Origin of the sequence: Mesorhizobium sp. M2A.F.Ca.ET.043.02.1.1 (assembly GCF_003952405.1) — a bacterium.
GTDB lineage: Bacteria > Pseudomonadota > Alphaproteobacteria > Rhizobiales > Rhizobiaceae > Mesorhizobium.
In genome coordinates this window covers 734847-758466 of record NZ_CP034445.1, presented here as the reverse complement: position 1 = coordinate 758466, position 23620 = coordinate 734847, and the positions used below count along the sequence as shown (strand labels likewise).

Here is a 23620-nt window from a genome sequence, read left to right as displayed (position 1 = left end):
GAGGCGGGCATGAGCGGCGAGTTGGTGCTTGTGACCGGCGGATCCGGCTTTCTCGGCGCTCATTGCATCGTAGCGCTTCTGAACGCTGGCTACCGCGTGCGCACCACGGTGCGCGGGCCAGGCGCGAAGCCGATGTTCGTGCGATGCTGGAGGTCGGCGGCGCCGAGCCGGGCGACGCGCTTTCCTTCGCCCATGCCGATCTCATGAGCGACAAAGGCTGGTCTGAGGCGGTCGCCGGATGCCGGTACGTCCTTCATGTCGCTTCGCCTTTTCCGCCCGGCGTGCCGAAGCATGAGGACGACCTGATCGTCCCTGCCAGGGAAGGGGCGTTGCGCGTGCTGCGGGCCGCACGCGATGCCGGGGTCGAACGGGTGGTGCTCACCTCGTCCTTTGCCGCTGTCGGTTATGGCCAGTCATCGGTCGTCGGACGTCCGTTCACGGAGGAGAACTGGACCAACCTTTCGGAAAAGGTCGGCGCCTACGTGAAGTCGAAGACGCTCGCCGAGCGGGCGGCGTGGGATTTTATTGCCACCCAAGGCGGCGCACTGGGACTGGCGGTGGTCAATCCGGTCGGCATCTTCGGGCCGGTCCTGGGGCCGGATCATTCGACGTCGACCGATTTCATCAGGCGCCTGATGGATGGCGAGATGCCCGGACTGCCCCGCATGGTCTTCGGCGTGGTCGATGCGCGCGACGTCGCCGACCTGCATCTGCGCGCCATGACCAATCCTGCGGCCAAAGGCGAGCGGTTCCTGGCCATCAGCGGCGATTTCATGACGATGCTGGAGATCGAGCGGACGCTGAAAGCGCGGCTCGGCAATGCGGCGTCGCGGGTTACCACAAGAGAGCTGCCGGACTGGCTTGTCCGGATCGCCGGGCTGTTCGACGGGCAGGCGGCTCAGATCGTGACGGAATTGGGCAAAGCCAGGAACGCGACGAGCGCCAAGGCCATGCGCCTGCTTGGCTGGACGCCGCGATCACGCGAAGACGCGCTTGTCGCGACCGCTGAGAGCCTTCTTGGATTGCTCAAGAAGTCGAAGTGAAGCGCGCCTGAGGGGCCTTCTCAGGCGCGCCTGGCTTCAGCCGAGCAGGGTAGCCTTGTTCGCTTCTAGGAACTGCTTCAGCGTCCGGGGCGTGCGGCCCGAGAGTTTTTCGACGGCATCGGTCACCTCCGCAATGCGTCCGGCGCGGGTGTTGGCGTCGAAGGAGACGATGATGCGGGCGAAATCCTCTGGAACGCCGGCTGCTTTCACCCCTTCGGTAAGCGCCTCGTCCGGCAGTTGGATGACTTCCAGCGGCTTGCCGGTCACCTCGCTTACCAGAGCGGCGATCTCGCCCACCGTATAGGCCTGAGGGCCGGTCAGCGTGTAGATGTGGCTTTCCTTGGAGCCGGATGCGAGGCCGGCGGCAATGGCGGCCGCCATATCGTCGCGCGCGCCATGCGCGATGCGCCCTTCGGCGGCCGATGTGTACCACTTGCCCGACGAAATGGCGTGCGGCAGCGACATGAACAGGTTCTCCTGATACCAGCCGTTGCGGAAGATGGTGTAGGAGATGCCGCTCGCCTTGATCGCCTGCTCGGTGCCGTAGTGATCGCCGGCAAAGAGCACGGGCGAGCCCGGCTCGGGATTGGGCATCGAGGTGTAGAGCAGATGCGAAACGCCTGCCGCCTTGGCCGCGGCCACGGCCGTCTCATGCTGCTTCAGGCGCCGGCCCGTCTTCAGATCGAGGTCGCCGGTCGAGATGATCAGCACCCGGTCGGCGCCAGCGAACGCCTTCTCCAGCGAGGCGACGTCGTTGAAGTCGGCGGCCCTGACGGCGATGCCGCGCGCTGCAAGGTCGGCAAGGTTCTCGGGGTTGCGGGTGGCGGCGATGATGCTCGAGGGCGCAATTTTCTGCGCCTCCAGCAAGTGATTGATGACGGCTCGGCCGAGCTGGCCGGAAGCGCCGGTGACGAGAAGGGTTTCGGTCATGGGGAGGGTCCTGAAAAATAGCGTCGAAGGCGGATCAAGTGGTAGTCTCAAAAAGAGACCAGCACTAAAACAGGAATTGACCTCGGGCCGTAAAGAAGGCAGTTTTTCGGGAGGTAGGCACGGCGAGGGAACCACCATTGCCGGCCTAAGGCGCGTCGCGATCTTTCAGATTTGCTCCACGCGCTCTAGGTTTTGATCTTACGCATGTTCTTAACCCGAAACCCGGTTCCCGCTTTCGGGAGACATGCTTCAGTTTCGATCGGCGGATATCGCAATGGACAGCAAGATCTTCAATCTGAAAGCCAAGCTCGAGGTCTATAAGGCGATGACCAACGGCGGCAATTTCGCCGACTGTCCGGTCCGCGACGTGATCCAGGGCATCAGCGGCAAATGGAGCTCGCTGCTGGTCATGGCGCTGGCAGAGAGGCCCTACCGCTTCGGTGAGCTGCGCCGGCTGGTTCCCGACATTTCGCAGCGCATGCTGACGCAAACGCTCTACGACCTGCAGCGCGACGGCTATGTGCACCGTGAAGTTTTCCCGACCAAGCCGCCGAGCGTCGAATACAGCCTGACCGATCTCGGGCGCTCGATGTTTGCGCCCCTGCAGATGCTGGTCCAGTGGGCCGAGCTCAACCATGACGCCGTGCGCGAGGCACGTGCCGCTTTCGACGCGGCTCAAGCCTGACAGACAGGCGTCAAAGCGCCAGCTTGATTTGACTGCTGTGTTGGGAGATTGTCCGGCCGGCTTGGCTTGGGCGGGCAATGAGCAGATCCTACGACATCGCGATTGCCGGCGCCGGGCCGGCCGGATTGGCCGCGGCGCTCTATCTCAAGCGGGCGGGGCACAAGGTCACCATCTTCGAGCGCTTCGACGCGCCGAAGCCTGTCGGCTCCGGCCTCATCCTGCAGCCGACCGGGCTGACAGTCCTCGCCGATCTCGGCCTGCTCGATGACATTCTTTCGCTCGGCAGCCGTATCGAGCGGCTGCACGGCACCGACGCCCAGACCGGGCGCACGGTGCTCGAAGTCCGCTACGACGCGCGGCGCGGCCGTCGCTTCGGCCTCGCGGTGCATCGGGCGGCGCTGTTCGGCGTGCTCCACCGCGCCGCCTTGCGCGAAGCGATCGCCATCGAGACCAGTGTCGAGGTCGAGACACCGGAGACGGCCGAGCGCGCGACGCTGGTTTGCGCCAACGGCAAGCGGCTCGGGCCGTTCGACCTCATTGTCGACGCCAGCGGCGCGCGCTCGAAATTGCGGCACTATCTCGGCGATGCCGCCATGCCGCGACCGCTCGCCTATGGCGCATTCTGGGCGTCGCTCGGCTGGCGGGGCGGCTTTGACAGAAGCGCGCTGCTGCAGCGCTACGACAAGGCAAGCATCATGGTCGGCGTGCTGCCGATCGGCCGGCCGGAGCCTGGCGCGCAAGAGATGGCGGCCTTCTTCTGGAGCCTCAAGCCGGCCGATGCCGAACGAGTGAAGGCCGACGGGCTCGAAGCATGGAAGGCGAGAGTGATTTCCGTCTGGCCGGAATGCGAGGTTTTCACCAGCCAGATCGACAGTTTCGAGCAGCTCTCGCTCGCCCGTTACGGCCATCACACGATGAGACTGCCGGCAGGCCGGCGGCTTGCGGTTATCGGCGACGCCGCGCATTCGACCAGCCCGCAACTCGGGCAAGGCGCGAACATGGCGCTGCTCGACGCCGCCGCGCTCAGCCATGCGCTTGCGCGGGCGGACAGCCTCGACGACGCGCTGGCGACTTATGCCAGCGCACGCCGTTGGCATGTGCGCGTGTTCCAAGCATTGTCACTGTCGCTGACGCCGTTCTACCAGTCGGACTCCGCAGCCTTGCCCTTTGTCCGCGACCGCATGGTGGCGGCGCTGGCGTGTATCCCGCCGGGGCCGCAATTCCTCGCCGCCATGGTCGCCGGAACGGTCATCGACCCGTTCAGACGGATCGGGCTTGCGGAGTTTCAGTGGCCTGCCGCCTGATGATCCCGGATAGATAGGATCCCTTTGCCTGCAGAAAGGCATGCAACCGCCGCGGATAGTCCGCGCCGACCGCCTCCTTGACCGATTGCCGCCTGCTCAAGGCCGCGCGCCAGGCTTGGACGAGCGGCTTGCCGTCGAGAATGCCGAAATCGCCGATGCGGTCGAAGGTGTCGAAGTAGCGGAAGATCGGCCCGTAAACGGCATCGACCAGCGAGAAGCGCTCGCCGGCGAACCACGGGCCGCTTTGCGTTGCCGGCAGTTCGGCCTCAACACGAGCGAACATCTCGAACAAGCCTCTGCTTTCGTGGAGGAAAGCAGCTTCGTCGGCGGCGGAATAGAAGCGGCCTATGGCATTGAGGATGGCCGAGCCGAATTCGATCCAGGCGCGATGCCTGGCTCGCGCCAGCGGATCGGCAGGGTGCAACGGATTGGCTTCGGTCTCCTCGAGGAATTCGAGGATGACGGCGGATTCGAAAATCACCTCCTCCGAGTGGCCGTGCCGCACGCGGAGCAGAGGCACCTTGCCGAGCGGCGATATGGCTCTGAACCATTCCGGCTTGTCGGCAAGGTCGACATTGACCCGTTTGAGCGGCACGCCTTTCTCGGCGAGCGCAATCGCGGCGCGCTGGACGTAGGGGCAGAGGTGATGGCTGACGAGGGTGAGCCTTTCGGTCATCTCACTCTCCCCAGACATAGTTGAGCGCGCCATCGTCGACGCGGGTCGACAGGAACATCAGGCGCGAGCCTTTCGGCGCCGGTCCTTCGAGACGCTCGCCGCTTTCCATGTCGAATTTCGCGCCGTGCCATTGGCAGACAAGCGTGCCGTCCTTGCAGTCCAGCGGTCCGCCGAAATGCAGGCAGACATTGGCCGCGGCGCGGATGCGTTCGCCGCTGCGCCAGACATGGACCTCGCGACCGAAGAAGGGCGCGAAGGCTGCCGGCCTGCGGGATGTCGGCGATCTTGCAGATTTCATGTTTCATCAGAAAGTTCCTTGTTGATGCAATTGCATCTATATGGATGCAAATGCATCGATCGTCAAGCTTGATGCAGTTGCATCTATCGACTAGGCTGCGCCGATGACGAAGACGTCGCCATCGCCGGAAGCCATTGCAGCCTGGGCGCGCCTCGTGCGGGTCTCGCGCCAACTGGTCGAGAGGACCGAGGACGCGCTGAAGGCAAACGGCCTGCCGCCGCTCGCCTGGTATGACGTGCTGCACGAACTCGCCGAGGCGGGCGAGGGCGGGCTAAGGCCGTTCGAGCTGATCGATCGCGTGCTGCTGGCGCAGTACGGCGTCTCACGACTGCTGGCCCGGCTGGAGGCGGATGGCCTGGTCGAAAAGCTGCCCGTCTCCGACGATGGCCGCGGGCAGACCGTTCGCATCACGGCAAGCGGCCGGGAGATGCGCCGCCGCATCTGGGCGGTCTATGGCGCTTGCATCGCCGATCGAATGGACGGCAGGCTTTCAGCCCAGGACCTGAAGACCTTGGCCAGCCTGCTCGGACGGCTGCGCGATCCGCCGGCCAGCGACTAGCTGGCGAGGCTCGCTGCTCCGCCGGTCATTTTTCGCGGCAGCCCCTTGCATCGGAAACAGGAATGCGCAATAAGCCGAACCGTAACGTACGGTACGCCTCTGGGCTATCGGAAAACCGGGAAAGACCGTGCTGCAGGCAGGCGCCGATATCGACACAAGCGAAACGCTGACGGAGCGCCAGCAGGCTGTTCTGGACGCGGCGCTCCGCCTGCTGGTGGAAGAGGGCGACAACGTCACCATGACCGCGGTGGCGCGGCGGGCCAGCTGTTCCAAGGAAACGCTCTACAAATGGTTCGGCGACCGCGACGGGCTGCTGACGGCGACGGTGCAGTGGCAGGCCTCCAAGGTGCGCGTGGCGCCGGTCGATCGCAAGGGCCTGGACCTCGCGTCGCTGGAGGCAAGCCTCGAACGCTTCGCCTCCGACTGGCTCAAGGTGATCTCCAGCGATACGTCCATCGCGCTCAACCGCGTGGCCGTCGGCCATGCCGGTTCCGGCAAGGATGATCTCGGCGCCATTGTGCTGCAGAATGGCCGCTTCGCGCTGGCCCGGCGGCTGAAGCCGGTGCTTGAAGCCGGCCGGCAGGCCGGACTGCTCGATTTCGAGGACGCCGAGACGGCGTTCCGGACCTTTTTCGGCCTGGTCGGCCGCGACGTGCAGATCCGTCTGCTGCTCGGCGACCGGGTGGAATTGACTGAGGCGACAATCGGCGGCGATGCCCGCCGCGCGACGCAACAGTTTCTCGCTCTCTTCGGAGCAAACAACCGGCCGAAAGGCCTCTAATCTTCAAAAGGGAAGGAAGACCAAAATGCGTGTCTATTACGATCGCGACGCCGATCTCAATCTGATCAAGGGCAAGAAGGTCGCCATCATCGGCTATGGCAGCCAGGGCCGGGCGCATGCGCTCAACCTCAAGGATTCCGGCGTCAAGGAGATCGCCATCGGTCTCAAGGCCGGCTCGGCGACCGCCAAGAAGGTCGAGGCAGACGGCCTCAAGGTGATGAGCGTGGCGGACGCCGCCAAATGGGCCGACCTGATGATGATGGCGACGCCCGACGAATTGCAGGCCGACATCTACAAGAACGAAATCGCGCCGAACATCCGCGACGGCGCCGCGATCGCCTTTGCCCACGGCCTCAACGTGCATTTCGGCCTGATCGAGCCGAAGGCTTCGGTCGACGTCGTCATGATCGCGCCGAAGGGCCCGGGCCACACGGTGCGCGGCGAATACCAGAAGGGCGGCGGCGTGCCGTGCCTGGTCGCCGTCAACCAGGACGCTTCGGGCAACGCGCTCGATCTCGCGCTCTCCTATGCCTGCGGCGTCGGCGGCGGCCGGTCCGGCATCATCGAGACCAACTTCCGCGAGGAATGCGAGACCGACCTGTTCGGCGAGCAGGTTGTGCTGTGCGGCGGTCTGGTCGAGCTGATCCGCGCTGGTTTCGAGACGCTGGTGGAAGCCGGTTACGCGCCGGAAATGGCCTATTTCGAGTGCCTGCACGAAGTGAAGCTGATCGTCGACCTGATCTATGAGGGCGGCATCGCCAACATGAACTACTCGATCTCGAACACCGCCGAATGGGGCGAGTATGTCTCGGGTCCGCGCATCATCACCGCCGACACCAAGGCCGAGATGAAGCGCGTTCTGAAGGACATCCAGACCGGCAAGTTCACCTCGGAGTGGATGCAGGAATATCGGGCTGGCCTGGCGCGCTTCAAAGGCATCCGCCGCAACAACGACAGCCACCAGATCGAGGAAGTCGGCGCCAAGCTGCGCGCGATGATGCCGTGGATCGCCAAGAACAAGCTGGTCGACAAGGCGAAGAACTGAGGCGATCCACGTCTTTTGCCTGCGCGTCCTCGGGCTTTGCCCTGCGGCGCGCGGGTAATCGCGAAGAACAAGCTGGTCGACAAGGCCAAGAACTAATTCGCAATTTCATAGATGCTCGGAGAAGCCGGCGGATCGATCCGCCGGCTTTTTCTTTGCGAGATCGACGGCAGTGCCGCCGCAGCTCAGCCGTAGTGCCAGTGTGGCTTGGGCTCGGTGCCGGTGAACTCGACGCCGATGCGGTCCTCGCGGCGCCAGCGCACCACGGCCCTGTAGCCGATGCCATCGACCGGCACATAGAGCAGGAATTCATCCGGCACGCGTGCGTCGATCGGCACTTTCAACTCCGCGCCGTTCGAATGCATGTTGCGTACCGTGCACGTCACCTCGGAATTGTTGATGCCGGTCAAGATCGCCGCGCCCTTCAGGACGCGTTGGCGGCGTTGGATTCTGAGTTCGTTTTCGGCCATTGCAGGGTACGTTCTGGCGAATTTTTCGCTGCGAATCGGCATGTGAAGCACCGACATGGATGAATAGGCGCCGCTGATGAATTTAGGGTTATCAAGGTCGCGGCACAGGGTTGCGGCATAATAAAACGGCGCCGCGAAGGGCGCCGTTTCTGTGCCAGCAGGCCGCTCAGATATAGGGCGAAATGCACTGCCGGCGCGGGCCGTAGTTGGGCTGGAACGTGTTGTCCCAGGCCCGATAGGACCGGTAGCGGTCGTAGCACCATTGGACATGGGCCCTGGAAAGCCGCTCCGTCCGGTAAATGCGCCGCGGCTGAACATAGCGCGGATAGGGGTCGTAATAGTAAGGATCGTAGTAATTGTTGTAGGCCAAGCTGCCCAAGCCAAGGCCAAGGCCCAGCCCCAGGATCGCGGCGTCGCTGTCACGGAAGTGCCGGCGGTGATGGTGCCGCCAGCGCCAGTCGCCATCGCCATTCCACCTGTCTCGGTCCCAGTTGCGGTCCCAGTTGCGGGAGAAGTGCCGGTTGCCGTCGCGTCTGAAATCGCGGCCGCGCCACTCGCCGCCGCGCCGCCAGCGCCAGTCATACATCTGCGGCGAGTAGTTGTTGCCGCCAGCCCAACTGTCGCGGACGGGGACGATCGTGGGTGCCACCGCGCTGGTGGCGGTCGAGAAATCGGGCTGCAGGATCGGGCCGGCCACCGACGGCGCGGTCACGCCGGCAACGAGCCCCAAGGCCAAAAGCCCGGATCTGAAGGAAGAAAACAGCGGTTTCATTTCACTCTCCAAGGAGTAAAGGCCCCACGCCCAGAGCACCCCGGGAATGGGCTATTGTTGGAACTTTTCGTCTGAACGGAAGATGAACGGAAAGGTTCCATCAACCATGACGAGCATACGCCCGGCTCTTGTTTTCGGCCTCGCTTGCGCGCAAAGGTCACGGCCATGTCGCTCCGCCTCGCCACCTTCAATGTCGAGAACCTGATGAACAGGTTCGATTTCTCGGGCTATCGCAACCAGCTCAATGAAGACCGCACGCTGGCGCTGTTCGACATCCAGAGCGAGGCGGAATACCGGATCCTCGAGCAGGCCCGCGCGATCGCCCAGTCCGACGACACCCGCCAGTTGACGGCGCTCGCCATCGCGGCCACACGCGCGGACATCATCTGCATGCAGGAGGTCGACAATATCGAGGCGCTGAAGGCGTTCGAATATGGCTATCTGTTCAAGATGATCGGGCAGGGCTACCGTCAGAAATACACCACGGCCGGCAACGACTCCCGCGGCATCGATGTCGCGGTGATGATGCGCAACGAGACCATGCAGGGCCAGCCGATCGAATTCGTGCGCATGACGAGCCACGCCTATGTTACGTTCGAGCGGTTCGGCCTCTTCACGCCGGAGCTTGCGGCGCTCGGGCATGTGGCCAGCGATCGCATCTTTCGGCGGGACTGCCTGGAGGTCGACCTCACTGTCGGCGGCGTGCCGCTGACACTCTATCTCGTGCATTTCAAGTCGATGGGCTCGCCGCGCAACGGGCTGGACGGCCGCGAGGCGACAATGCCGCTGCGCATGGCCGAGGCGCAGGCCGTGCGCCGCATCATCGAGGAGCGTTTCGGCAAGGACCATGCCGCCGACAAGCGCTGGGCGATCTGCGGCGATATGAACGATTACCGGCAGCGCGTGAGGATCGAGGGCGACAGCTTCGACGGCTATCGCTTCGAGGTCGTCGATGAGGCCCAGTCCTCGATCAATGTGCTGACCGCCGGCGGCTTCTGCGAGAATGTCGTCGAGCGGCGGCCGGAGATGGACCGCTGGAGCTTCTACCACACGCGCGGCCCGGAGGAGCGGCAACTCTGCCAGCTCGATTACATCCTGCTGTCGAAGGCACTGGCGGCGAAGAACGCGACCGCCGTGCCCGACATCATCCGCAACGGCCAGCCCTGGCGCACCATCTTCCCGGCGGGCCAGGAGGTCGAGCGCTTTCCGCGCGCCGGCTGGGACAGGCCGAAAGCGTCGGACCATTGCCCCGTGGCAATCACATTGGACATGGCGTGACCCTTTGAGTTTCGATCTGCCCCGCAACGTCATCCTGCCGGTCGATGCGGTCGACGTCCGCCTCGATCCCGGGCCGCACCCCTTCGCCGTCAGCAATGCGGAAGCGATTGCTGAGAACTGGCGCCAGGAGATCGCGGCCAAACCGGCGCTGTTCGACGGCACGGTGGTGCTGCTTTCCGAACTGGCATACCGGGACAGCCGCCTCGTCGGCCGCTGCCATGCGGTCAATTATTCGACCTTCATGCTGTGGCGTAAGCGACGCGAGAATTCCGGTGCCGAGCACGCCTATGCGCATGCCATGCTGGTCGCCGGGGACAATGCGCTGGTGGCGATCCGCATGGGCCGGCACACGGTCAATGCCGGCCGCGTCTATTTCGCCGCCGGCTCGTTCGAGCCGGTCGATTTTCGCGACGGGCTGGTCGATATCGACTTCAACATGATACGCGAGGTGGGGGAGGAGACCGGGCTCGATCTTTCAGCGGCCGAGCGTGGACAGCGCTATCACGCGCTATCGACGGCAAGCGGCACGGTGATCTTCCGCCGCTACCGGGTCGCCGAACCGGCCGACGCGCTGGCGCGGCGCATCAGCGCCTTCGTCGCCGCCGAGGCCGATCCGGAGATCGAAGGGCCGGTCATCATCCGGCATGCCGCCGATTTGCCCGACGGGCTGATGGGGCATATGAAGCCGCTGATCGAATGGCATTTCGATGCAGCGACAAGGTTTCCTGACCCGTAGCATCAGTGCCAGCGGGTGCGCTCTATGGAAAGAGCGGTGGCAGCGCGTCGTCACGCGGCGCGCCTTTGCGCGCACCGCCGTCGTCCTTGTAGTAATAGCTGTAACCGTTGATGGCCGGCGCGCCGCCGAGATGCGCATAGAGAATTCTTGAGCCTTCCGGAAAGAAGCCTTTCCTCGTCAGGTCGATCAGCCCCTGCATCGACTTTCCCTCATAGACCGGATCGGTGATCATCGCCTCGGTGCGGGCCGCCAGCCGGATCGCGTCGTTCGTTTCGTTCGATGGAACGCCGTAGGCGGGATGGGCATAGTCGGGGTTGATGACGATTTCGTCCTCGCGGACGGCGCGGCCCAGCCCGACGAGAGCGGCGGTGTCGTCGACGATTCGGCGGACCTGGGCGCGGGTCTGGTCGGGCGTGCCGGAGGCATCGATGCCGATCACCCGGTCGGCGCGATCTTGAGCGGCGAAGCCGACGATCATGCCGGCCTGCGTCGAGCCGGTCACGACGCAGACGATGATGTAGTCGAATTTGAAACCGAGCTCGACTTCCTGTTTCGCCACCTCCTCGGCGAAGCCGACATAGCCCAGACCGCCGAACTTGTGCACCGAGGCGCCGGCAGGAACGGGGTAGGGCTTGCCGCCTGCATCCTTGACTGACTGGATCGCATCCTGCCAGCTCTTGCGGATGCCGATGTCGAAACCATCGTCGACGAGCCGGCTGTCGGCTCCCATCAGGCGCGTCAGCAGGATATTGCCGACCCGGTCGTAGACCGCATCGTAGTGCGGCACCCATTTCTCCTGGATGACCACGCATTTCATACCGATCTTGGCGGCCGTCGCGGCGACCATGCGCGTGTGGTTCGACTGCACGCCGCCGATCGACACCAGCGTGTCGGCGCCCGACGCGATCGCATCGGGCACGATATATTCGAGCTTGCGCAATTTGTTGCCTCCCATGGCCAGCCCGGAATTGCAGTCATCACGCTTTGCATAGACCCGCACCTTGCCGCCAAGCGCCGCGCTGAGACGCGGCAGATGCTCGATCGGCGTCGGGCCGAAGGTCAGTGGATACCGTTGAAATTTTTCGAGAAGTGACATCGACCTGCCTCCCGCAGTGTTCGTTTGGATAGGCAAAGAATAGACGAATTGCGGCGAAAGGTGCTCTCGAAGAGGGCCGCTGCTTTTTGGGCTTCCGCAAAGAAGTGCGCTAAGGTTCATTTAATCGTCCATTGGAACCGATAAAAATGGAAGAATCTTACGATCATATTTTCGACCGCATCGACATCAAAATCCTGCGAGTCCTGCAGGCCGAGGGGCGGCTGACCAATGCCGAGCTGGCAGCGCGCGTGAATGTCAGCGCCGCCACCTGCCATCGGCGCACGCAACGCCTGTTCGAGGAGGGCTACATCACCGGAGTCAGGGCGGAGATCGCGCCCGCCGCGGTCGGGCTCGGCGCGCTGGTCATGGTCGGCGTCGTGCTCGATCGCTCGACACCGGAAAGTTTCGCCGCTTTCGAGGAGGCCGCCCTCAAGCTCAAGGAGGTCCTGGATTGTAATCTCGTGGCCGGCGACTTCGACTATCTGTTGAAGATACGGGTGCGCGACATGGCGGATTTCAACAAGCTGCACGGCCAGAAGCTGATCGCGTTGCCGGGCGTCCGGCAAACCAGGACCTTCTTTGTGATGAAGGAGGTCAAGGAGAACGCGCGGCTGCCGTTTTGACAGGCAGTCCGCGACTCCATTCTCTCGCGGCGCTCAGAGCCGCTCCTTCTGCGGCAATGCCTTGCGGTCATTACGCGCCGCGACGAAGAACAGGATGAAGCAGAGGCCGAGGAGCGCGCCCATCGCCATGCCCGTTGTCTGGCCGACGACTTCCTGGAAATTGGGCGCGACGCGGTCGGGATTGGCCAGACCGAAGCGGGCCAGATACCACCAGATGCCGCCCAGGAACGCCTCGACGACAATTGCCACGAGGATCACACGCGCCTTCCTGCTCATTTCGTCCGTCCCCTTCAAGGTTTCCCAGGAGACCGCTTTATCACCGCAGGATTTGCGGCAACAGAGCCGAGCGATGCCGGGTGCTATTCGTGCCGCAGCGCGTCGATCGGATCGAGGCGGGCGCCGCGCAGCGCCGGGAAAAAGCCGAACACCATGCCGATCAGCGCGGAGAAGCCGACGGCGAGCAGGATGACGGCAGGGCTCGGCGCGAACGGTATCGTCAGGGCCATCGAGGCCATGCCGGCCAGCGACAGCCCGATCAGGATGCCGATGATGCCGCCGAGCAGCGACAGCACCGTCGCCTCGACCAGGAACTGGATGAGGATGTGTTTTTCGTGCGCGCCGATGGCCAGCCTGATGCCGATCTCGCGCGTCCGCTCGGTGACCGAGACCAGCATGATGTTCATGATGCCGATGCCGCCGACCAGGAGGCTGACACCGGCGACGGCGCCCAGCATGCCGGTCATGGTGGTCGTGGCGCTGGTCATGGCGTCGGCGATCTGGGTCATGTCGCGGATGGCGAAGTCGGGATCGCGGTCCGGCGTGATGCGGCGCGTGTCGCGCAAGATGTCCTCGACGCGCGGCTGCAACTCGCTGGTCGGCGTGCGGTCGTCGGCAGCGATGTAGATGTTGTCGACGTCGCGGTTGCCGGCGATGCGCCGCTGATAGGCGTGCAGCGGCATCAGCACGACATTGTCCTGGTCCTGGCCGAAGCCGGTATAGCCCTTGGGCTCGAGTAGGCCGATGATCTTGCAGGAGGTGCGGTTGACGCGGATGATCTCGCCCTCCGGATCGCCGGCGCCGAAGAATTGCTGGCGCACCGTCTCGCCGATCAGGCACACACCGGTGCCGGCGCGCGTTTCGGAATCGCTGAACGGCCGTCCCGACACCAGCTTCCAGTCGCGGGCGTCGAGATAGGCGCTGTCCGTGCCGGTGACTCCCGAGGTCAGGCTTTCAGTGCCGAAGATGACGCGGACCTGTTTTTGCGAGGCGGGCGAGATGGCGCGCGCGCCGCTCAGATGCGCGACGAGCGCGGCGACGTCCTTTTCGGCGAGCGGCCGCACGGCCTGATCGAGGCCGCCGGGTCCGCCTGGCCCCGCCGGCCGGCCGGCACGGACGACGAGAAGATTGCTGCCGAGCTTGGAGATATCGGCCTTGACCTTCTCCGTGGTGCCGGAGCCGATGGTGAGCATGGCGATGACGGCGGCGACGCCGATGACGATGCCAAGCAGCGTCAGGAAAGAGCGCAGCACGTTGCGGCGGATCGAGCGCAGCGAAAGGCGGACGGTCTCCCAGATCATGCCGCTGCCTCCGCTTTCAACGTGTCGGAGGCGACATGGCCGTCGAGGAAACGAATGGTGCGGCCGGCATAATCCGCGACGTCGGCCTCGTGCGTGACCATGACGATGGAGAGCCCGAGCTCGGCATTGAGCCTTGTCAGCAGCTCCATGATCTCATGCGTGCGCGCGGTATCGAGATTGCCGGTCGGTTCGTCGGCAACCAACAGCGTCGGCCTGGTGACGATGGCGCGGGCGATCGCCACGCGCTGCTGCTGGCCGCCCGAAAGCTCGGCCGGGGTGTGGTGCTCGCGCCCGACAAGCCCGACCTCGGCCAGCGCCTGCATGGCGAGGTCCCGGCGCTCGCGCGCTCCAACGCCGCGATAGATCAGCGGCAGCTCGACATTTTCCGCCGCGGTGGTGCGCGGCAACAGATTGTAGCCCTGGAAGACGAAGCCGACATAAAGGTTGCGCAAAAGCGCGCGGCGGTTGCGGTCGAGCCGGCCTGCGTCGATGCCCATGAAGGAGTAGGTTCCAGCCGTCGGCGTGTCGAGGCAGCCGATGATGTTCATCGCCGTCGACTTGCCCGAGCCGGAGGGTCCCATGATGGCGACGAATTCGCCGCGCCGGATGGCGAGATCGACGCCGGCCAGCGCATGCACGCGGGCCTCGCCTTCGCCATAGCTCTTCCAGACCTTGTCGAAGGTGATGAGCAGGGGAGCCGACATGTCGTCAGCTCCGCTGCTGCGCGCCGGTGATGACTTGCGCGCCCTCATCGAGGCCGGAGGTGATCTCGGTCAGCTCACCATCGGTCGAGCCGATCCTGACGTTGACCGGATGCGGCCGGCCGTTCTCCAGCACATAGAGCGTACGCGAGCCGTCGGTCGGCGCCTTGGTCGGCTCGCGCTGCCGATTGGGACGGCCCATGCGGCCGGTGAAGAGATCGCTCAGGCTCCAGCTGCGCGCCTGCTGCTGCATCGGGCGATAGCGGAAGGCCGTCGAGGGAACGGTAAGCACGCCCTTGGCCCGCCTTGTGACGACCGAAACCGTCGCCGTCATGCCGGGCCTGAGCAGAAGCTCGCCATTATTGACCTCGAGCCGCGCGTTGTAGGTGACGACGCCATCAGTGGTGACCGAGGCGTAGGAGATGTCGCGGATCTCGGCGTCGAACGGGCGGTCCGGGAAAGCGTCGACAGTGAAGCGGGCATGCTGGCCGGGTTTGACCTGGCCGATGTCGGCCTCGTCGACCGCCGCCCGCAATTCCATGTTCCTCAGGTCGGCGGCGATGACGAACAGCACCGGCGCCTGCAGCGAGGACGCGACCGTTTGGCCGGGATCGACCGAGCGCGTGAGCACGATGCCGTCGATCGGCGCATAGATGGTGCTTTTCGCCAGGTCTGTCTGCTGCGCCTTGAGGTCGGCCTGGGCGATGGCGAGATTGGCTTCGGCGCTGTCGAGCGCCGCCTTCGACCGGTCGCGCGTCGCGGTTGCCGCTTCGAGCGACTGGTCCGTCGCCATGCCGCGCTTGGTGAGCGCGCTCGCGCGGACCACCGCGTTCTCGTTTTCCTGCAGGGTCACCTTGGCGTCCTCGACGCTTGCTGCTGCCGCCTTGGCGGAGGCGGTGGCGCGCTCGATCTGGACCTCCAGCTTGGCGGTATCGAGTGTCGCCAGCACGCCGCCCTTCTTGACCTGCTGGTTTTCAACCGCGGAGACCGAGCGAACGATGCCGGAAAGCTCGCTGGAGATGTCGACTTGGGTGAGCGGCTGCAGCGTGCCGGTGGCGGATACTTCGACGGTGAGGTCCGCGGTCGCCGCCGGCACGGTGGTGTATTCAATCCTGGGGGGCGCCGCGGCGTACCATTGATAAAGGGCAATGCCGACCGCAGCGACCGCTATCGCCAGCAGGGCGTAAAGCCAGGGACGGCGACGCTTGCGGCTTGCGCCCTTGCGGTCGAGGCCGAGCGCGGCCTCTATGGAAGTACCGGATTCCGCCTTTGGCGGATTGACAACCTGGTCCACCCCGGACCCCTATGCTGGAAATCGATGTCACTGTCCGTGCACAGATCAGGCTTTGAGGTTCGAATTTCAAGTTAAATTTCCCTCATGTTGGGATTGGGGCAGAAATTCGGGGCGAGGCGAAAGGTTTTCTCCATGGCGCGCAATTACTTGCTTTACGATGTGTTTACCACCGAAAGGCTGGCCGGAAATCCGCTTGCGGTGGTGCTCGACAGCGATGGGTTCGACACTGCCGGCATGCAGGCGATCGCGCGCGAGTTCAATCTTTCCGAGACGGTGTTTGTGCTGCCGCCAGACAATCCAAAGCATCGCAAGCGCATCCGCATCTTCACGCCCGACTATGAGATGCCTTTCGCGGGCCATCCGACGGTCGGATCGGCGATCGCGCTGGCCGAACTCGCCGAGGAGGAGGCCGGGATATTCGTCTTGGAGGAGAATATCGGGCCGGTGCGTTGCGCGGTGAGCAAGCATGACGGCTCGACTTTCGCCGAGTTCGACCTGGCGAAACTGCCGGAAGCCTTGGCGCTCAAGGCCGATCCGGAAGCGATCGGCGCCGCGCTCGGCCTTGCCCCGCACGAGATCGGCTTCGAGAATCACCGCGTCGCCTTCTGGTCGGCCGGCGTGCCTTACGTGACCGTTCCCGTTGCCGGATTGGAGGAGGCGGCCAAGATCAGGCTCGACAACCAGGCGTGGTCGGAATTGGCGCCCCGCAAGAGCGAATGGGCTTTCGCCAGTCCATACGTCTATTGCCGAGAGACAGTGCATCATGACAGCGCCTTCCACGTCCGCATGATCGTTCCGGGCACCCCGTCCTACGAAGATCCGGCGACCGGTTCGGCGGCCGCGGCCTTTGCCGGCGCCATCATGCATTTCGACACCCCGACCGACGGCATCTCGCAGCTCTGGATCGAGCAGGGACTGGAGATGGGCCGGCCCTCGCGCATCCGGCTGGAACTCAATGTCGATGGCGGAAAACTGGCCTCCGCGCGCATCGGCGGCCATGCCGTCAAGGTCGCGGAAGGCAAGCTTTTTGTGTGACGGGTGCGGCAATTCGGCGATTTGTCGGGAAATGATCCGGCAGGGCTAGACATCCCCGAAAGCGGCGGCTATATGCGCCGCCGACGCTGGTTTTCCCGGCGGTGTGGGTGTGTAGCTCAGTTGGTAGAGCAGCTGACTCTTAATCAGCGGGTCCACAGTTCGATCCTGTGCACACCCACCAAAATTCCCTTTGATGAGATGGAAGTCCCGCTGGCCAAGTCGATCGGCTGTTCGGGGCTGTTGGCGACTGCTTTTTTGCCTCGCTGACGGGCTGCCCCGGAAGGGCAACCCGCCATTTGATTGCAACCTACTTCTCCGAAACACCCGCCTCGGCAAAACTCGCCATCCTGGCATGGCATTCCAGCGCCGAGCGCACGATGTTGACGGCGAGGCAGGCGCCTGAGCCTTCGCCGAGCCGCATGCCGAGATCGAGCAGCGGCGGCAGGCCGAGCGCTTCGAGCAGGCGGCGGTGGCCGGCTTCCGCCGAGACATGGGCGGCGATGGTATGGGCGAGGCCAGTTGGATGCAGCCTTGCGAGCGGAGCGGCGGCGGCGGTGCACACAAAACCGTCGAGCAGCACCGGCACGTTGTTCTTGCGCGCGGCGAGCGTGGCGCCGAAGATGGCCGCCAGCTCGCGCCCGCCAAGGGCGGCAGCGATCTTCAAAGGGTCGGAGAGCGAATCGGCGTGACGCTTCAGGCCCGCTTCGATCGCCACCACTTTGCGCTTCATGCCGGCATCGTCGACGCCGGTGCCGCGCCCGGTCCATTTCTCCGCGCTGCCGCCGAAAAGGGCGGTCGAGATCGCGGCCGCCGGGGTGGTATTGCCGATGCCCATCTCGCCGAAGCAGACGAGATCGAGGTCACTCGTTACTGCGTCGTAGCCGGCGGAGACGGCGGCGAGGAAGGCCTGCTCGTCCATCGCAGGGACCTGCGTGAAATCGCCGGTCGAATGGTCGAGATCGAGCGGGATGACGTCCAGCTTGGCGCCGGCGATGCGGGCCAGCTGGTTGATGGCCGCACCACCGCCGGCGAAGTTCGCCACCATCTGTACCGTCACTTCCGACGGATAGGCCGAGACGCCTTGCGCGGTGACACCGTGATTGCCGGCAAAGACGAAAACCTTCACATGATCGAGCTTGGGCATGTCGCGGCCCTGCCAGCGGCCGAGCCACGCGGCGATCGTTTCCAGCCTGCCAAGGCTGCCCGGCGGCTTGGTCAGAGTGTCCTGGCGGCGGGCGACGGCTCCGGCGGCGGTGTCGCTGCCAGTCGGAAGATCGAGGCAGGCGGCGCGAAGGTCTTCGAGCGATTTGAACGAGGCTGGTTGGGGGGACATGGGGCAAGGTCTCCGAAACAGAATCAGGAAAGGCAGACGGAAGCGACGAGAAGAACGGCGATCTCGCCAAGCTGCTGCAGCGCGCCGATCGTGTCGCCGGTCTGGCCGCCGATCTGGGCGAGGCAAAGCGCGCGGAAGCCCGCGAAGACCAGGCCGAGCAGGATCAGCGCCGCGATGGCGCCGCCGGGGCCGAGCGCCAGCAGCGCCACGGCGCCGAGCGCAGCGCCGATGGCGGCGGTCTGGCTTGCGACAAAGCCCGCATTCGCCGACAGACCGTCGCTGCGGGCCGGCGGCAGAAGATGCATGAAGGCGCCGAAAAGCCCGCGCGAAGCGGCGTGCGCGGCGAGCAGCGCCAGAAAGATGTGGCCGGGACCGGCGAGTTCGGACAGCGCGCTCCAGCGGACAAGCAGCGACAGCCCAAGCGCGGCCGCGCCATAGGCGCCGATGCGGCTGTCGCGCATGATCTCCAGCTTCCTGTCGCGCGTCCTGCCGCCCCAAAAGCCGTCAGCGATGTCGGAAAGCCCATCCTCATGCAAGCAGCCGGTGGCGAGCATCGTCGCGGCGAGCGTCAACGCAGCGGCCGGGCCGCTGGCAAGACCCAGACTGTAGGCGATGGCGTAGACAAGCGCGCCGATGATCGCTACCGCAAGACCGGCGAAGGGCGCCGCCCAGATCGCGTCGGCCAGGCTGCGGCCGCCGAAATCGCTCGAGGGCAATCTCAGCCGGGTAAAGAAGACGAGGCTGAGGCCGATATCGTCAAGCACTTGCCGGGGTGCGGAAGGGCCGCTCATGCGCTCCTCGCAATAGCATGAAAGAAGGTGCCGCTGACATGGCCGCGCCGGTAGCCGGAAGCGCCGAGCGGGTTGCCCTGGCCGTCGGCAAGGTCGGCCAAGGGCTCGTCATTGCCGGTGGCCGTCATCTGCGCATAGTGGAATTCGTGTCCGCGGATCAGCGTGCCCGCCGGCCCCAACGGGCAGGCGGCGCGCAGGCGCGCCTCGCGGTAGCCAAGATTCATCTTGCGCCTGGCGAAGCTGGTCGAATGGCCAAGCAGGCCGAGCATCCTGTGGCTTGTCCCCTCCGCGTCTTCCAGCCCTTCGCCCAGCACCATGAAGCCGCCGCACTCGCCATGAATCGGCTTCGTCGCCGCAAAGCGCGCCATTCCGGCCTGGAAGTTCGTCGCAGCCGCGAGCTTGCCGGCATGGAGCTCGGGATAGCCGCCGGGCAGCCAGCAGACATCGCAGTCCTCAGCCGGCGATTCGTCGGCAAGCGGCGAGAAAGGCACGATCGCGGCGCCTGTCTTGCGCCAATGCGTGGCGACATGGGGATAGAGGAAGGTGAAGGCGGCGTCCTCCGCCAGCGCGATGCGTTGCCCGGGAGGTTGGAGCGCGTCACCGAAGTCGCCGGCCGCTGGTTCGAGCGGTTTCGCCAACGCCAAGATGGCGTCGATGTCGAGCAACTTTTCGACCATGTCGGCCAGCCGGTCGAGATGCGCCATCAGGTTCTGGTATTCGCCGGCCTGAACGAGGCCGAGATGCCGCTCCGGCAGGTTCAGCGTCGGATCGCGCAGTATGGCGCCGACCACGGGCAGGCCGATCGCCTCGATGGCGTCGCCCGACAGCCGCCGATGGCGTTCGCTGCCTAGCCGGTTGAGCACGACGCCGGCCATGCGCACATCCGGATCGTAAGTGGCAAAACCCTTGGCCACCGCCGCCGCCGTGGTCGACTGTCCGGAGACGTCGAGCACCAGAAGCACCGGCAGGCCGTAGAGCCTGGCGAGATCGGCGGCGGAGCCTGTGCGGCCCTCCGGCGCAGGGATGCCGTCGAACAGGCCCATGGCGCTTTCGAGGATGACATATTCGGCGTCGTCCGCGGCTTGGGCCGCCAGCGCGTTGAGCAGGGCAGGCGACATCGCCCAGCTGTCGAGGTTGACGCCGGTGAGGCCGGTGGCGGCGGTGTGGAAGCCGGGATCGATATAGTCCGGTCCGGATTTCGCGCCGCGCACTTTCAGGCCGCGCCGGGCGAGCGCGCGCAACAGGCCGATGGTGACGCTGGTCTTGCCCGAGCCGGAGCGCGGCGCGCCGATGATGATCGCGCGGGCGGTCACAAATCACCTGCCAGTGCCGCGCGCATCGCGACGATGCCGCCGACCACGATCAGCGCCGGGGAGGCGAGCCCGGCGGCCGCGGCCTCTTCGGCGATGGTGGCGAGCGTGGCGACGACAATGCGCTCCTGCGGCGTGGTTGCTGCGACAATCACGGCGGCTGGGGTCGAGGGCGCGAGGCCGCCGTCGAGCAGCTTTGCCGCGATCACCGGCAAATTGGCCATGCCCATATAGACGACGACCGGCTGTCCGGTGCGGGCGATCGCCACCCAGTCGATGTCGTCATCCGTGCCGGCGGCGTGGCCGGTCGCCAGAATGACGGCCTTGTTGATGCCGCGCATGGTGGCGGGGATGCCTGTGGCGGCCAGCGCGCTGAGACCGGAGGTCAGGCCGGAAAGCACCCGGAACGGGATTTTCTCGCCCGCCAACGCCAAGGCCTCTTCGCCGCCACGGCCGAAAATATAGGGATCGCCGCCCTTGAGCCGCACGACGCGGCGGCCCTCGCGCGCCAGCCGCACGAGAAGGGCGTTGATGTCGTCCTGCTTCATCGAAGGCTGGCCGCCGCGCTTTCCGGCGTAGTAGAGTTCGGCGCCCTGGGCGACCGCCACGATGTCGGGCGAGACCAGCGCGTCATAGACGAGTGCGTCGCATTGCCCGAGCGCCGCCAGCACCTCAAGCGTCAGGCAGCCGGGATCGCCGGGGCCGGCGCCGGCCAGCCAGACATGGCCGGGCTCCAGTTCGCGCGGTTTGAACTTCAGCCGCGCCAGCGCCTGTTCAACCGTAGCCCGTCCGTTCATGTTGGCGCTGCCGTTCACAATCCGTCCCGTCCGCGAAAACGCCGCTGGTAGTGGGCGTCGTAGAGTGAGCTTTCGCCGAAATCCTGCGCTGCGAGCGCGCTGCCGACGAAGATGATCGCCGTGCGCTCCATCGGGTTTTCCGCCAGCTGCGCTTCGATGGTGCCGAGCGTGCCGGTCAGGATGCGCTCGTCCGGCCAGGAAGCGCGGAAGACGACCGCGACCGGACACTCCGCGCCGTAGAGCGGAGTCAAATCCGCGACGACGCGGTCGATGGCGTGGATGGCAAGATGGATGGCAAGCGTGGCGCCGGTGCGGCCAAAACCGGCCAGCGTCTCGCCCGGCGGCATCTTCGAGGCGCGGCCCGAAACGCGCGTCAGCACCAAGCTTTGCGCGAGCTCGGGAATGGTCAGCTCGCGGCGAAGTGCTGCCGCTGCTGCCGCGAAAGAGGGCACGCCTGGGGTCAGCGTGTAGGGGATGCCGTGCTTTTCCAGCCGCCTGATCTGTTCGGCCACCGCGCTCCACACCGAGAGGTCGCCGGAATGCAGGCGCGCGACATCCTGGCCGGCCTTGTGCGCGGCGACATATTCGGCCTCGATCTCGTCGAGCGACATCGGCGCGGTATCGACCAGTCTCGTGCCGGGCGCGCAATGCGCGAGCAGTTCCGGCGCGACGATCGAGCCGGCATGGAGGCAGACCGGGCAACGGGCCAACAGCCGCGCGCCGCGCAGCGTGATGAGATCGGCCGCGCCAGGGCCGGCGCCGATGAAATGGACCGTCATGGCGCGTCTCCGCTGATGGCGATGGCGCAGGTGACCGGGCCAAGCACGGTGCGAGGCCCGAGCAATCTTGCGCCGGCCCCGGCAACGGCGAGAGCGGACGCTTCCGAAACCGACGGCGTGCCGGCGCGGCTCTGCGAGAGATCGCAACGGCTGCGGGTGCGTGACGAGGCCAGCTGCAGGACCCGGTCATCGGCAATGACCACCGGCAGGTTGAGCGCGCGGCCTGCGGCGGAAATCGCCGCCTCATCCTTTTTGAGCGGGGCGGTCGCCAGCGCCGAAAGCGCCGTCATCGCGAGGCCATGCGCTTCAAGCGCGGTCTCGATCGCCGCCAATACTTCTTCGACGCTCACGCCTTTGCGGCTGCCTATGCCCGCGACCATCATGGCTTGATCCAGCTCCACTGCGTGACAGGCATGGCCGGACGCCAGGCCTGCATCGAGCCGACCGGCGCCGCGCGGGAAAGCGCGATCCGGGTAAGGTCGCCGCCGCGCCTGTTGTACTGGTCGAGCAGCAGGGCTTCCATCTCCAGCGTCACCGCGTTAGCGACGAGCCGGCCGCCGGGACGCAGCGCCTTTATTGCCTTCTCCAGCACGCCGTCATCGCTGCCGCCGCCGCCGACGAAGATCGCGTCCGGCGTTTCGAGCTTGGCGAATGCCTTGGGCGCCGATCCTTCGACCACGACAAGGCCGGGCACGCCGCAATGCGTGGCGTTGCGGGCGATGCGGGCGGCGCGTTCGCCGTTGGATTCGATGGCGATTGCGCGCAGCGACGGATGCGCCATCATCCATTCGATGCCGATCGAGCCGGAGCCGGCGCCGATGTCCCACAGCAGCTCGCCGCGCCGCGGCGCCAGCGCTGAAAGCGTGATGGCGCGGATCTCGCGCTTGGTAATCTGGCCGTCATGCTCGAACAGATGGTCGGCGAGGCCGATGGTCAAAGGCAGGATGCGCGCATCCGGCGTCGATGCAATTTCAAGCGCCAGCACGTTGAGCGGGTTGATGTTTTTGAGATCGAAGGCATCGGCGCGGGAGGCGCGTAGCGTTTCGTCGGGACCACCGAGCGCTTCGAGGACCGTCAGCCGCGACGGGCCGAAGCCGAGTTCGTCGAGCAGTCCGGCGATGGCCGCCGGACCGTCTGCGTCCGATGTCAGGGCAAGAAGGCGCGCACCGGGGTGGAGCAGGGGCCGGATCAGGTCGATCGATTGGCCATGCAGTGAGATGGTCTCGACGTCCTGCAGCGCCCAGCCGAGACGGGAGGCGGCCAGCGATAAAGACGACGGCGCCGGGAGAACGAGCATCTCATCCGGCTTTACCCTGCGCGCCAGCGTGACGCCGACGCCGTGAAAGAACGGGTCGCCGGACGCGAGCACGCAGACGTCCTTGCCTGCGAGCGCCAGCACGTCGCGCATTTCGGCATCGAAGGGCGTCGGCCATGAGCGGGTTTCGCCCTTGGCCACGGACGAGACGAGGGCGAGATGCCGCTTGCCGCCGAAGACGAATTCCGCCTGCGCGATGCGCTGCTTGGCCTCGTCGCCGAGACCCGCTACACCGTCCTCGCCGATGCCAACGATGGTGAGCCATTTTTGCGTTGGCTGCTTGTTTTTTGACACGTCGCGCCGCCCCTCATCCGCCTGCCGGCACCTTCTCCCCGTATAGTGACGGGGAGAAGGGAGCTGGCTGCAACGCTGGCGATCCCCTCTCCCCGTCCTTA

At 65.4% G+C, this 23620-nt stretch carries 26 protein-coding genes, 1 tRNA gene and 1 pseudogene; 11 read left to right on the top strand and 17 right to left on the bottom strand.

Annotated elements, in window-relative coordinates:
* Window positions 1-9: 9 nt before the first annotated feature.
* A pseudogene (locus EJ068_RS03610) lies at window positions 10-1043 on the top strand (aldehyde reductase).
* 36 nt (window positions 1044-1079) lie between these two features.
* Here the strand turns inward: EJ068_RS03610 and EJ068_RS03605 are convergent.
* The gene (locus EJ068_RS03605; RefSeq protein WP_127252730.1) at window positions 1080-1973 is read right to left on the bottom strand and encodes an SDR family oxidoreductase; all 894 of its coding nucleotides are present in this window, start codon (window positions 1971-1973) and stop codon (window positions 1080-1082) included.
* A 274-nt stretch (window positions 1974-2247) separates the two neighbouring features.
* Between EJ068_RS03605 and EJ068_RS03600 the strand changes: the two genes are divergently transcribed.
* Both EJ068_RS03600 and EJ068_RS03595 read left to right on the top strand, forming a co-directional pair.
* On the top strand, window positions 2248-2658 hold the full coding sequence (locus tag EJ068_RS03600) for a helix-turn-helix domain-containing protein (protein WP_127252731.1): 411 nt from the start codon (window positions 2248-2250) through the stop codon (window positions 2656-2658).
* 77 nt (window positions 2659-2735) lie between these two features.
* Window positions 2736-3962, top strand: coding sequence for an NAD(P)/FAD-dependent oxidoreductase (locus tag EJ068_RS03595; protein ID WP_127252732.1), 1227 nt, complete (start codon window positions 2736-2738; stop codon window positions 3960-3962).
* Here the strand turns inward: EJ068_RS03595 and EJ068_RS03590 are convergent.
* Together EJ068_RS03590 and EJ068_RS03585 are read right to left on the bottom strand one after the other, a co-directional pair.
* Window positions 3919-4638, bottom strand: a complete 720-nt coding sequence (locus tag EJ068_RS03590) for a glutathione S-transferase family protein (protein ID WP_189512599.1) — start codon at window positions 4636-4638, stop codon at window positions 3919-3921. The genes EJ068_RS03595 and EJ068_RS03590 overlap by 44 nt on opposite strands.
* 1 nt (window position 4639) lies before the next feature.
* Window positions 4640-4936, bottom strand: coding sequence for a Rieske (2Fe-2S) protein (locus tag EJ068_RS03585; protein WP_245463333.1), 297 nt, complete (start codon window positions 4934-4936; stop codon window positions 4640-4642).
* A 103-nt stretch (window positions 4937-5039) separates the two neighbouring features.
* Here EJ068_RS03585 and EJ068_RS03580 point away from each other — a divergent pair, with 103 nt between their 5' ends.
* The 3 genes from EJ068_RS03580 to ilvC all read left to right on the top strand — a co-directional run bounded on the left by EJ068_RS03580 (window position 5040) and on the right by ilvC (window position 7321).
* Window positions 5040-5495 (top strand): MarR family winged helix-turn-helix transcriptional regulator, encoded by a 456-nt coding sequence (locus EJ068_RS03580; RefSeq protein ID WP_126082080.1) that lies wholly within the window; start codon window positions 5040-5042, stop codon window positions 5493-5495.
* A 127-nt stretch (window positions 5496-5622) separates the two neighbouring features.
* Window positions 5623-6276 (top strand): TetR/AcrR family transcriptional regulator, encoded by a 654-nt coding sequence (locus tag EJ068_RS03575; RefSeq protein WP_127253415.1) that lies wholly within the window; start codon window positions 5623-5625, stop codon window positions 6274-6276.
* 25 nt (window positions 6277-6301) lie between these two features.
* Complete coding sequence (gene ilvC, locus EJ068_RS03570; protein WP_042644009.1) at window positions 6302-7321, top strand: ketol-acid reductoisomerase; 1020 nt, start codon at window positions 6302-6304, stop codon at window positions 7319-7321.
* A 182-nt stretch (window positions 7322-7503) separates the two neighbouring features.
* Here the strand turns inward: ilvC and EJ068_RS03565 are convergent, their stop codons facing one another.
* Together EJ068_RS03565 and EJ068_RS03560 are read right to left on the bottom strand one after the other, a co-directional pair.
* Window positions 7504-7788 (bottom strand): PilZ domain-containing protein, encoded by a 285-nt coding sequence (locus EJ068_RS03565; protein WP_126060181.1) that lies wholly within the window; start codon window positions 7786-7788, stop codon window positions 7504-7506.
* A gap of 166 nt (window positions 7789-7954) precedes the next feature.
* The gene (locus EJ068_RS03560) at window positions 7955-8560 is read right to left on the bottom strand and encodes a BA14K family protein (protein ID WP_127253414.1); all 606 of its coding nucleotides are present in this window, start codon (window positions 8558-8560) and stop codon (window positions 7955-7957) included.
* Window positions 8561-8725: 165 nt separating this feature from the next.
* Between EJ068_RS03560 and EJ068_RS03555 the strand changes: the two genes are divergently transcribed.
* Both EJ068_RS03555 and EJ068_RS03550 read left to right on the top strand, forming a co-directional pair.
* Window positions 8726-9838, top strand: coding sequence for an endonuclease/exonuclease/phosphatase family protein (locus tag EJ068_RS03555; RefSeq protein ID WP_129554473.1), 1113 nt, complete (start codon window positions 8726-8728; stop codon window positions 9836-9838).
* Window positions 9839-9842: 4 nt separating this feature from the next.
* Complete coding sequence (locus EJ068_RS03550; protein WP_127253412.1) at window positions 9843-10574, top strand: hypothetical protein; 732 nt, start codon at window positions 9843-9845, stop codon at window positions 10572-10574.
* A 22-nt stretch (window positions 10575-10596) separates the two neighbouring features.
* Here EJ068_RS03550 and EJ068_RS03545 read toward each other — a convergent pair whose 3' ends face one another.
* Entirely contained in the window at window positions 10597-11670 is a 1074-nt protein-coding gene (locus tag EJ068_RS03545; protein ID WP_127253411.1) for a 1-aminocyclopropane-1-carboxylate deaminase, read from the bottom strand.
* A 146-nt stretch (window positions 11671-11816) separates the two neighbouring features.
* On the opposite strand from EJ068_RS03545, the gene EJ068_RS03540 reads away from it, so the two are divergent.
* On the top strand, window positions 11817-12293 hold the full coding sequence (locus EJ068_RS03540) for an Lrp/AsnC ligand binding domain-containing protein (protein WP_129554472.1): 477 nt from the start codon (window positions 11817-11819) through the stop codon (window positions 12291-12293).
* Window positions 12294-12326: 33 nt separating this feature from the next.
* Here EJ068_RS03540 and EJ068_RS03535 read toward each other — a convergent pair whose 3' ends face one another.
* From EJ068_RS03535 to EJ068_RS03520, 4 genes are all read right to left on the bottom strand, one after another.
* Entirely contained in the window at window positions 12327-12569 is a 243-nt protein-coding gene (locus EJ068_RS03535; protein ID WP_127253409.1) for a hypothetical protein, read from the bottom strand.
* Window positions 12570-12652: 83 nt separating this feature from the next.
* Window positions 12653-13870, bottom strand: a complete 1218-nt coding sequence (locus EJ068_RS03530; protein WP_127386275.1) for an ABC transporter permease — start codon at window positions 13868-13870, stop codon at window positions 12653-12655.
* On the bottom strand, window positions 13867-14574 hold the full coding sequence (locus EJ068_RS03525) for an ABC transporter ATP-binding protein (RefSeq protein WP_127253804.1): 708 nt from the start codon (window positions 14572-14574) through the stop codon (window positions 13867-13869). Before EJ068_RS03525 ends, EJ068_RS03530 begins: the two co-directional genes overlap by 4 nt.
* Before the next feature lie 4 nt (window positions 14575-14578).
* Window positions 14579-15865: an efflux RND transporter periplasmic adaptor subunit gene (locus tag EJ068_RS03520; protein ID WP_127253805.1), complete on the bottom strand. Its 1287-nt coding sequence runs from the start codon at window positions 15863-15865 to the stop codon at window positions 14579-14581.
* Window positions 15866-15997: 132 nt separating this feature from the next.
* Between EJ068_RS03520 and EJ068_RS03515 the strand changes: the two genes are divergently transcribed.
* Both EJ068_RS03515 and EJ068_RS03510 read left to right on the top strand, forming a co-directional pair.
* Window positions 15998-16900, top strand: a complete 903-nt coding sequence (locus EJ068_RS03515; RefSeq protein ID WP_128315405.1) for a PhzF family phenazine biosynthesis protein — start codon at window positions 15998-16000, stop codon at window positions 16898-16900.
* A 105-nt stretch (window positions 16901-17005) separates the two neighbouring features.
* Window positions 17006-17081: transfer RNA gene (locus EJ068_RS03510), tRNA-Lys, on the top strand.
* Window positions 17082-17207: 126 nt separating this feature from the next.
* Here the strand turns inward: EJ068_RS03510 and cobT are convergent.
* The 7 genes from cobT to cbiE are packed head-to-tail and all read right to left on the bottom strand — an operon-like array spanning window position 17208 to window position 23519.
* The gene (gene cobT, locus EJ068_RS03505; RefSeq protein WP_127253407.1) at window positions 17208-18233 is read right to left on the bottom strand and encodes a nicotinate-nucleotide--dimethylbenzimidazole phosphoribosyltransferase; all 1026 of its coding nucleotides are present in this window, start codon (window positions 18231-18233) and stop codon (window positions 17208-17210) included.
* Window positions 18234-18256: 23 nt separating this feature from the next.
* The gene (cobS, locus tag EJ068_RS03500) at window positions 18257-19024 is read right to left on the bottom strand and encodes an adenosylcobinamide-GDP ribazoletransferase (protein WP_127253406.1); all 768 of its coding nucleotides are present in this window, start codon (window positions 19022-19024) and stop codon (window positions 18257-18259) included.
* Entirely contained in the window at window positions 19021-20337 is a 1317-nt protein-coding gene (locus EJ068_RS03495) for a cobyrinate a,c-diamide synthase (RefSeq protein WP_127253405.1), read from the bottom strand. Before EJ068_RS03495 ends, cobS begins: the two co-directional genes overlap by 4 nt.
* Window positions 20334-21131 (bottom strand): uroporphyrinogen-III C-methyltransferase, encoded by a 798-nt coding sequence (gene cobA / locus EJ068_RS03490; RefSeq protein WP_127253404.1) that lies wholly within the window; start codon window positions 21129-21131, stop codon window positions 20334-20336. Before cobA ends, EJ068_RS03495 begins: the two co-directional genes overlap by 4 nt.
* 14 nt (window positions 21132-21145) lie before the next feature.
* The gene (gene cobM / locus EJ068_RS03485) at window positions 21146-21910 is read right to left on the bottom strand and encodes a precorrin-4 C(11)-methyltransferase (protein WP_127253403.1); all 765 of its coding nucleotides are present in this window, start codon (window positions 21908-21910) and stop codon (window positions 21146-21148) included.
* Complete coding sequence (locus EJ068_RS03480) at window positions 21907-22293, bottom strand: cobalamin biosynthesis protein (RefSeq protein WP_127253402.1); 387 nt, start codon at window positions 22291-22293, stop codon at window positions 21907-21909. Before EJ068_RS03480 ends, cobM begins: the two co-directional genes overlap by 4 nt.
* A complete protein-coding gene (cbiE, locus tag EJ068_RS03475) occupies window positions 22290-23519 on the bottom strand; it encodes a precorrin-6y C5,15-methyltransferase (decarboxylating) subunit CbiE (protein ID WP_127253401.1) in 1230 nt (409 codons plus the stop codon). Before cbiE ends, EJ068_RS03480 begins: the two co-directional genes overlap by 4 nt.
* Between the last annotated feature and the right edge of the window lie 101 nt (window positions 23520-23620).

What these genes read in the sequence shown, in the direction of transcription:
- EJ068_RS03605 (WP_127252730.1), bottom strand. Translation starts at nt 1,973, where the DNA reads ATGACCGAAACCCTTCTCGTCACCGGCGCTTCCGGCCAGCTCGGCCGA.
- EJ068_RS03600 (WP_127252731.1), top strand. Translation starts at nt 2,248, where the DNA reads ATGGACAGCAAGATCTTCAATCTGAAAGCCAAGCTCGAGGTCTATAAG.
- EJ068_RS03595 (WP_127252732.1), top strand. Translation starts at nt 2,736, where the DNA reads ATGAGCAGATCCTACGACATCGCGATTGCCGGCGCCGGGCCGGCCGGA.
- EJ068_RS03590 (WP_189512599.1), bottom strand. Translation starts at nt 4,638, where the DNA reads ATGACCGAAAGGCTCACCCTCGTCAGCCATCACCTCTGCCCCTACGTC.
- EJ068_RS03585 (WP_245463333.1), bottom strand. Translation starts at nt 4,936, where the DNA reads ATGAAATCTGCAAGATCGCCGACATCCCGCAGGCCGGCAGCCTTCGCG.
- EJ068_RS03580 (WP_126082080.1), top strand. Translation starts at nt 5,040, where the DNA reads ATGACGAAGACGTCGCCATCGCCGGAAGCCATTGCAGCCTGGGCGCGC.
- ilvC (WP_042644009.1), top strand. Translation starts at nt 6,302, where the DNA reads ATGCGTGTCTATTACGATCGCGACGCCGATCTCAATCTGATCAAGGGC.
- EJ068_RS03565 (WP_126060181.1), bottom strand. Translation starts at nt 7,788, where the DNA reads ATGGCCGAAAACGAACTCAGAATCCAACGCCGCCAACGCGTCCTGAAG.
- EJ068_RS03560 (WP_127253414.1), bottom strand. Translation starts at nt 8,560, where the DNA reads ATGAAACCGCTGTTTTCTTCCTTCAGATCCGGGCTTTTGGCCTTGGGG.
- EJ068_RS03555 (WP_129554473.1), top strand. Translation starts at nt 8,726, where the DNA reads ATGTCGCTCCGCCTCGCCACCTTCAATGTCGAGAACCTGATGAACAGG.
- EJ068_RS03545 (WP_127253411.1), bottom strand. Translation starts at nt 11,670, where the DNA reads ATGTCACTTCTCGAAAAATTTCAACGGTATCCACTGACCTTCGGCCCG.
- EJ068_RS03540 (WP_129554472.1), top strand. Translation starts at nt 11,817, where the DNA reads ATGGAAGAATCTTACGATCATATTTTCGACCGCATCGACATCAAAATC.
- EJ068_RS03535 (WP_127253409.1), bottom strand. Translation starts at nt 12,569, where the DNA reads ATGAGCAGGAAGGCGCGTGTGATCCTCGTGGCAATTGTCGTCGAGGCG.
- EJ068_RS03530 (WP_127386275.1), bottom strand. Translation starts at nt 13,870, where the DNA reads ATGATCTGGGAGACCGTCCGCCTTTCGCTGCGCTCGATCCGCCGCAAC.
- EJ068_RS03525 (WP_127253804.1), bottom strand. Translation starts at nt 14,574, where the DNA reads ATGTCGGCTCCCCTGCTCATCACCTTCGACAAGGTCTGGAAGAGCTAT.
- EJ068_RS03515 (WP_128315405.1), top strand. Translation starts at nt 15,998, where the DNA reads ATGGCGCGCAATTACTTGCTTTACGATGTGTTTACCACCGAAAGGCTG.
- cobT (WP_127253407.1), bottom strand. Translation starts at nt 18,233, where the DNA reads ATGTCCCCCCAACCAGCCTCGTTCAAATCGCTCGAAGACCTTCGCGCC.
- cobS (WP_127253406.1), bottom strand. Translation starts at nt 19,024, where the DNA reads ATGAGCGGCCCTTCCGCACCCCGGCAAGTGCTTGACGATATCGGCCTC.
- cobA (WP_127253404.1), bottom strand. Translation starts at nt 21,131, where the DNA reads ATGAACGGACGGGCTACGGTTGAACAGGCGCTGGCGCGGCTGAAGTTC.
- cobM (WP_127253403.1), bottom strand. Translation starts at nt 21,910, where the DNA reads ATGACGGTCCATTTCATCGGCGCCGGCCCTGGCGCGGCCGATCTCATC.
- EJ068_RS03480 (WP_127253402.1), bottom strand. Translation starts at nt 22,293, where the DNA reads ATGATGGTCGCGGGCATAGGCAGCCGCAAAGGCGTGAGCGTCGAAGAA.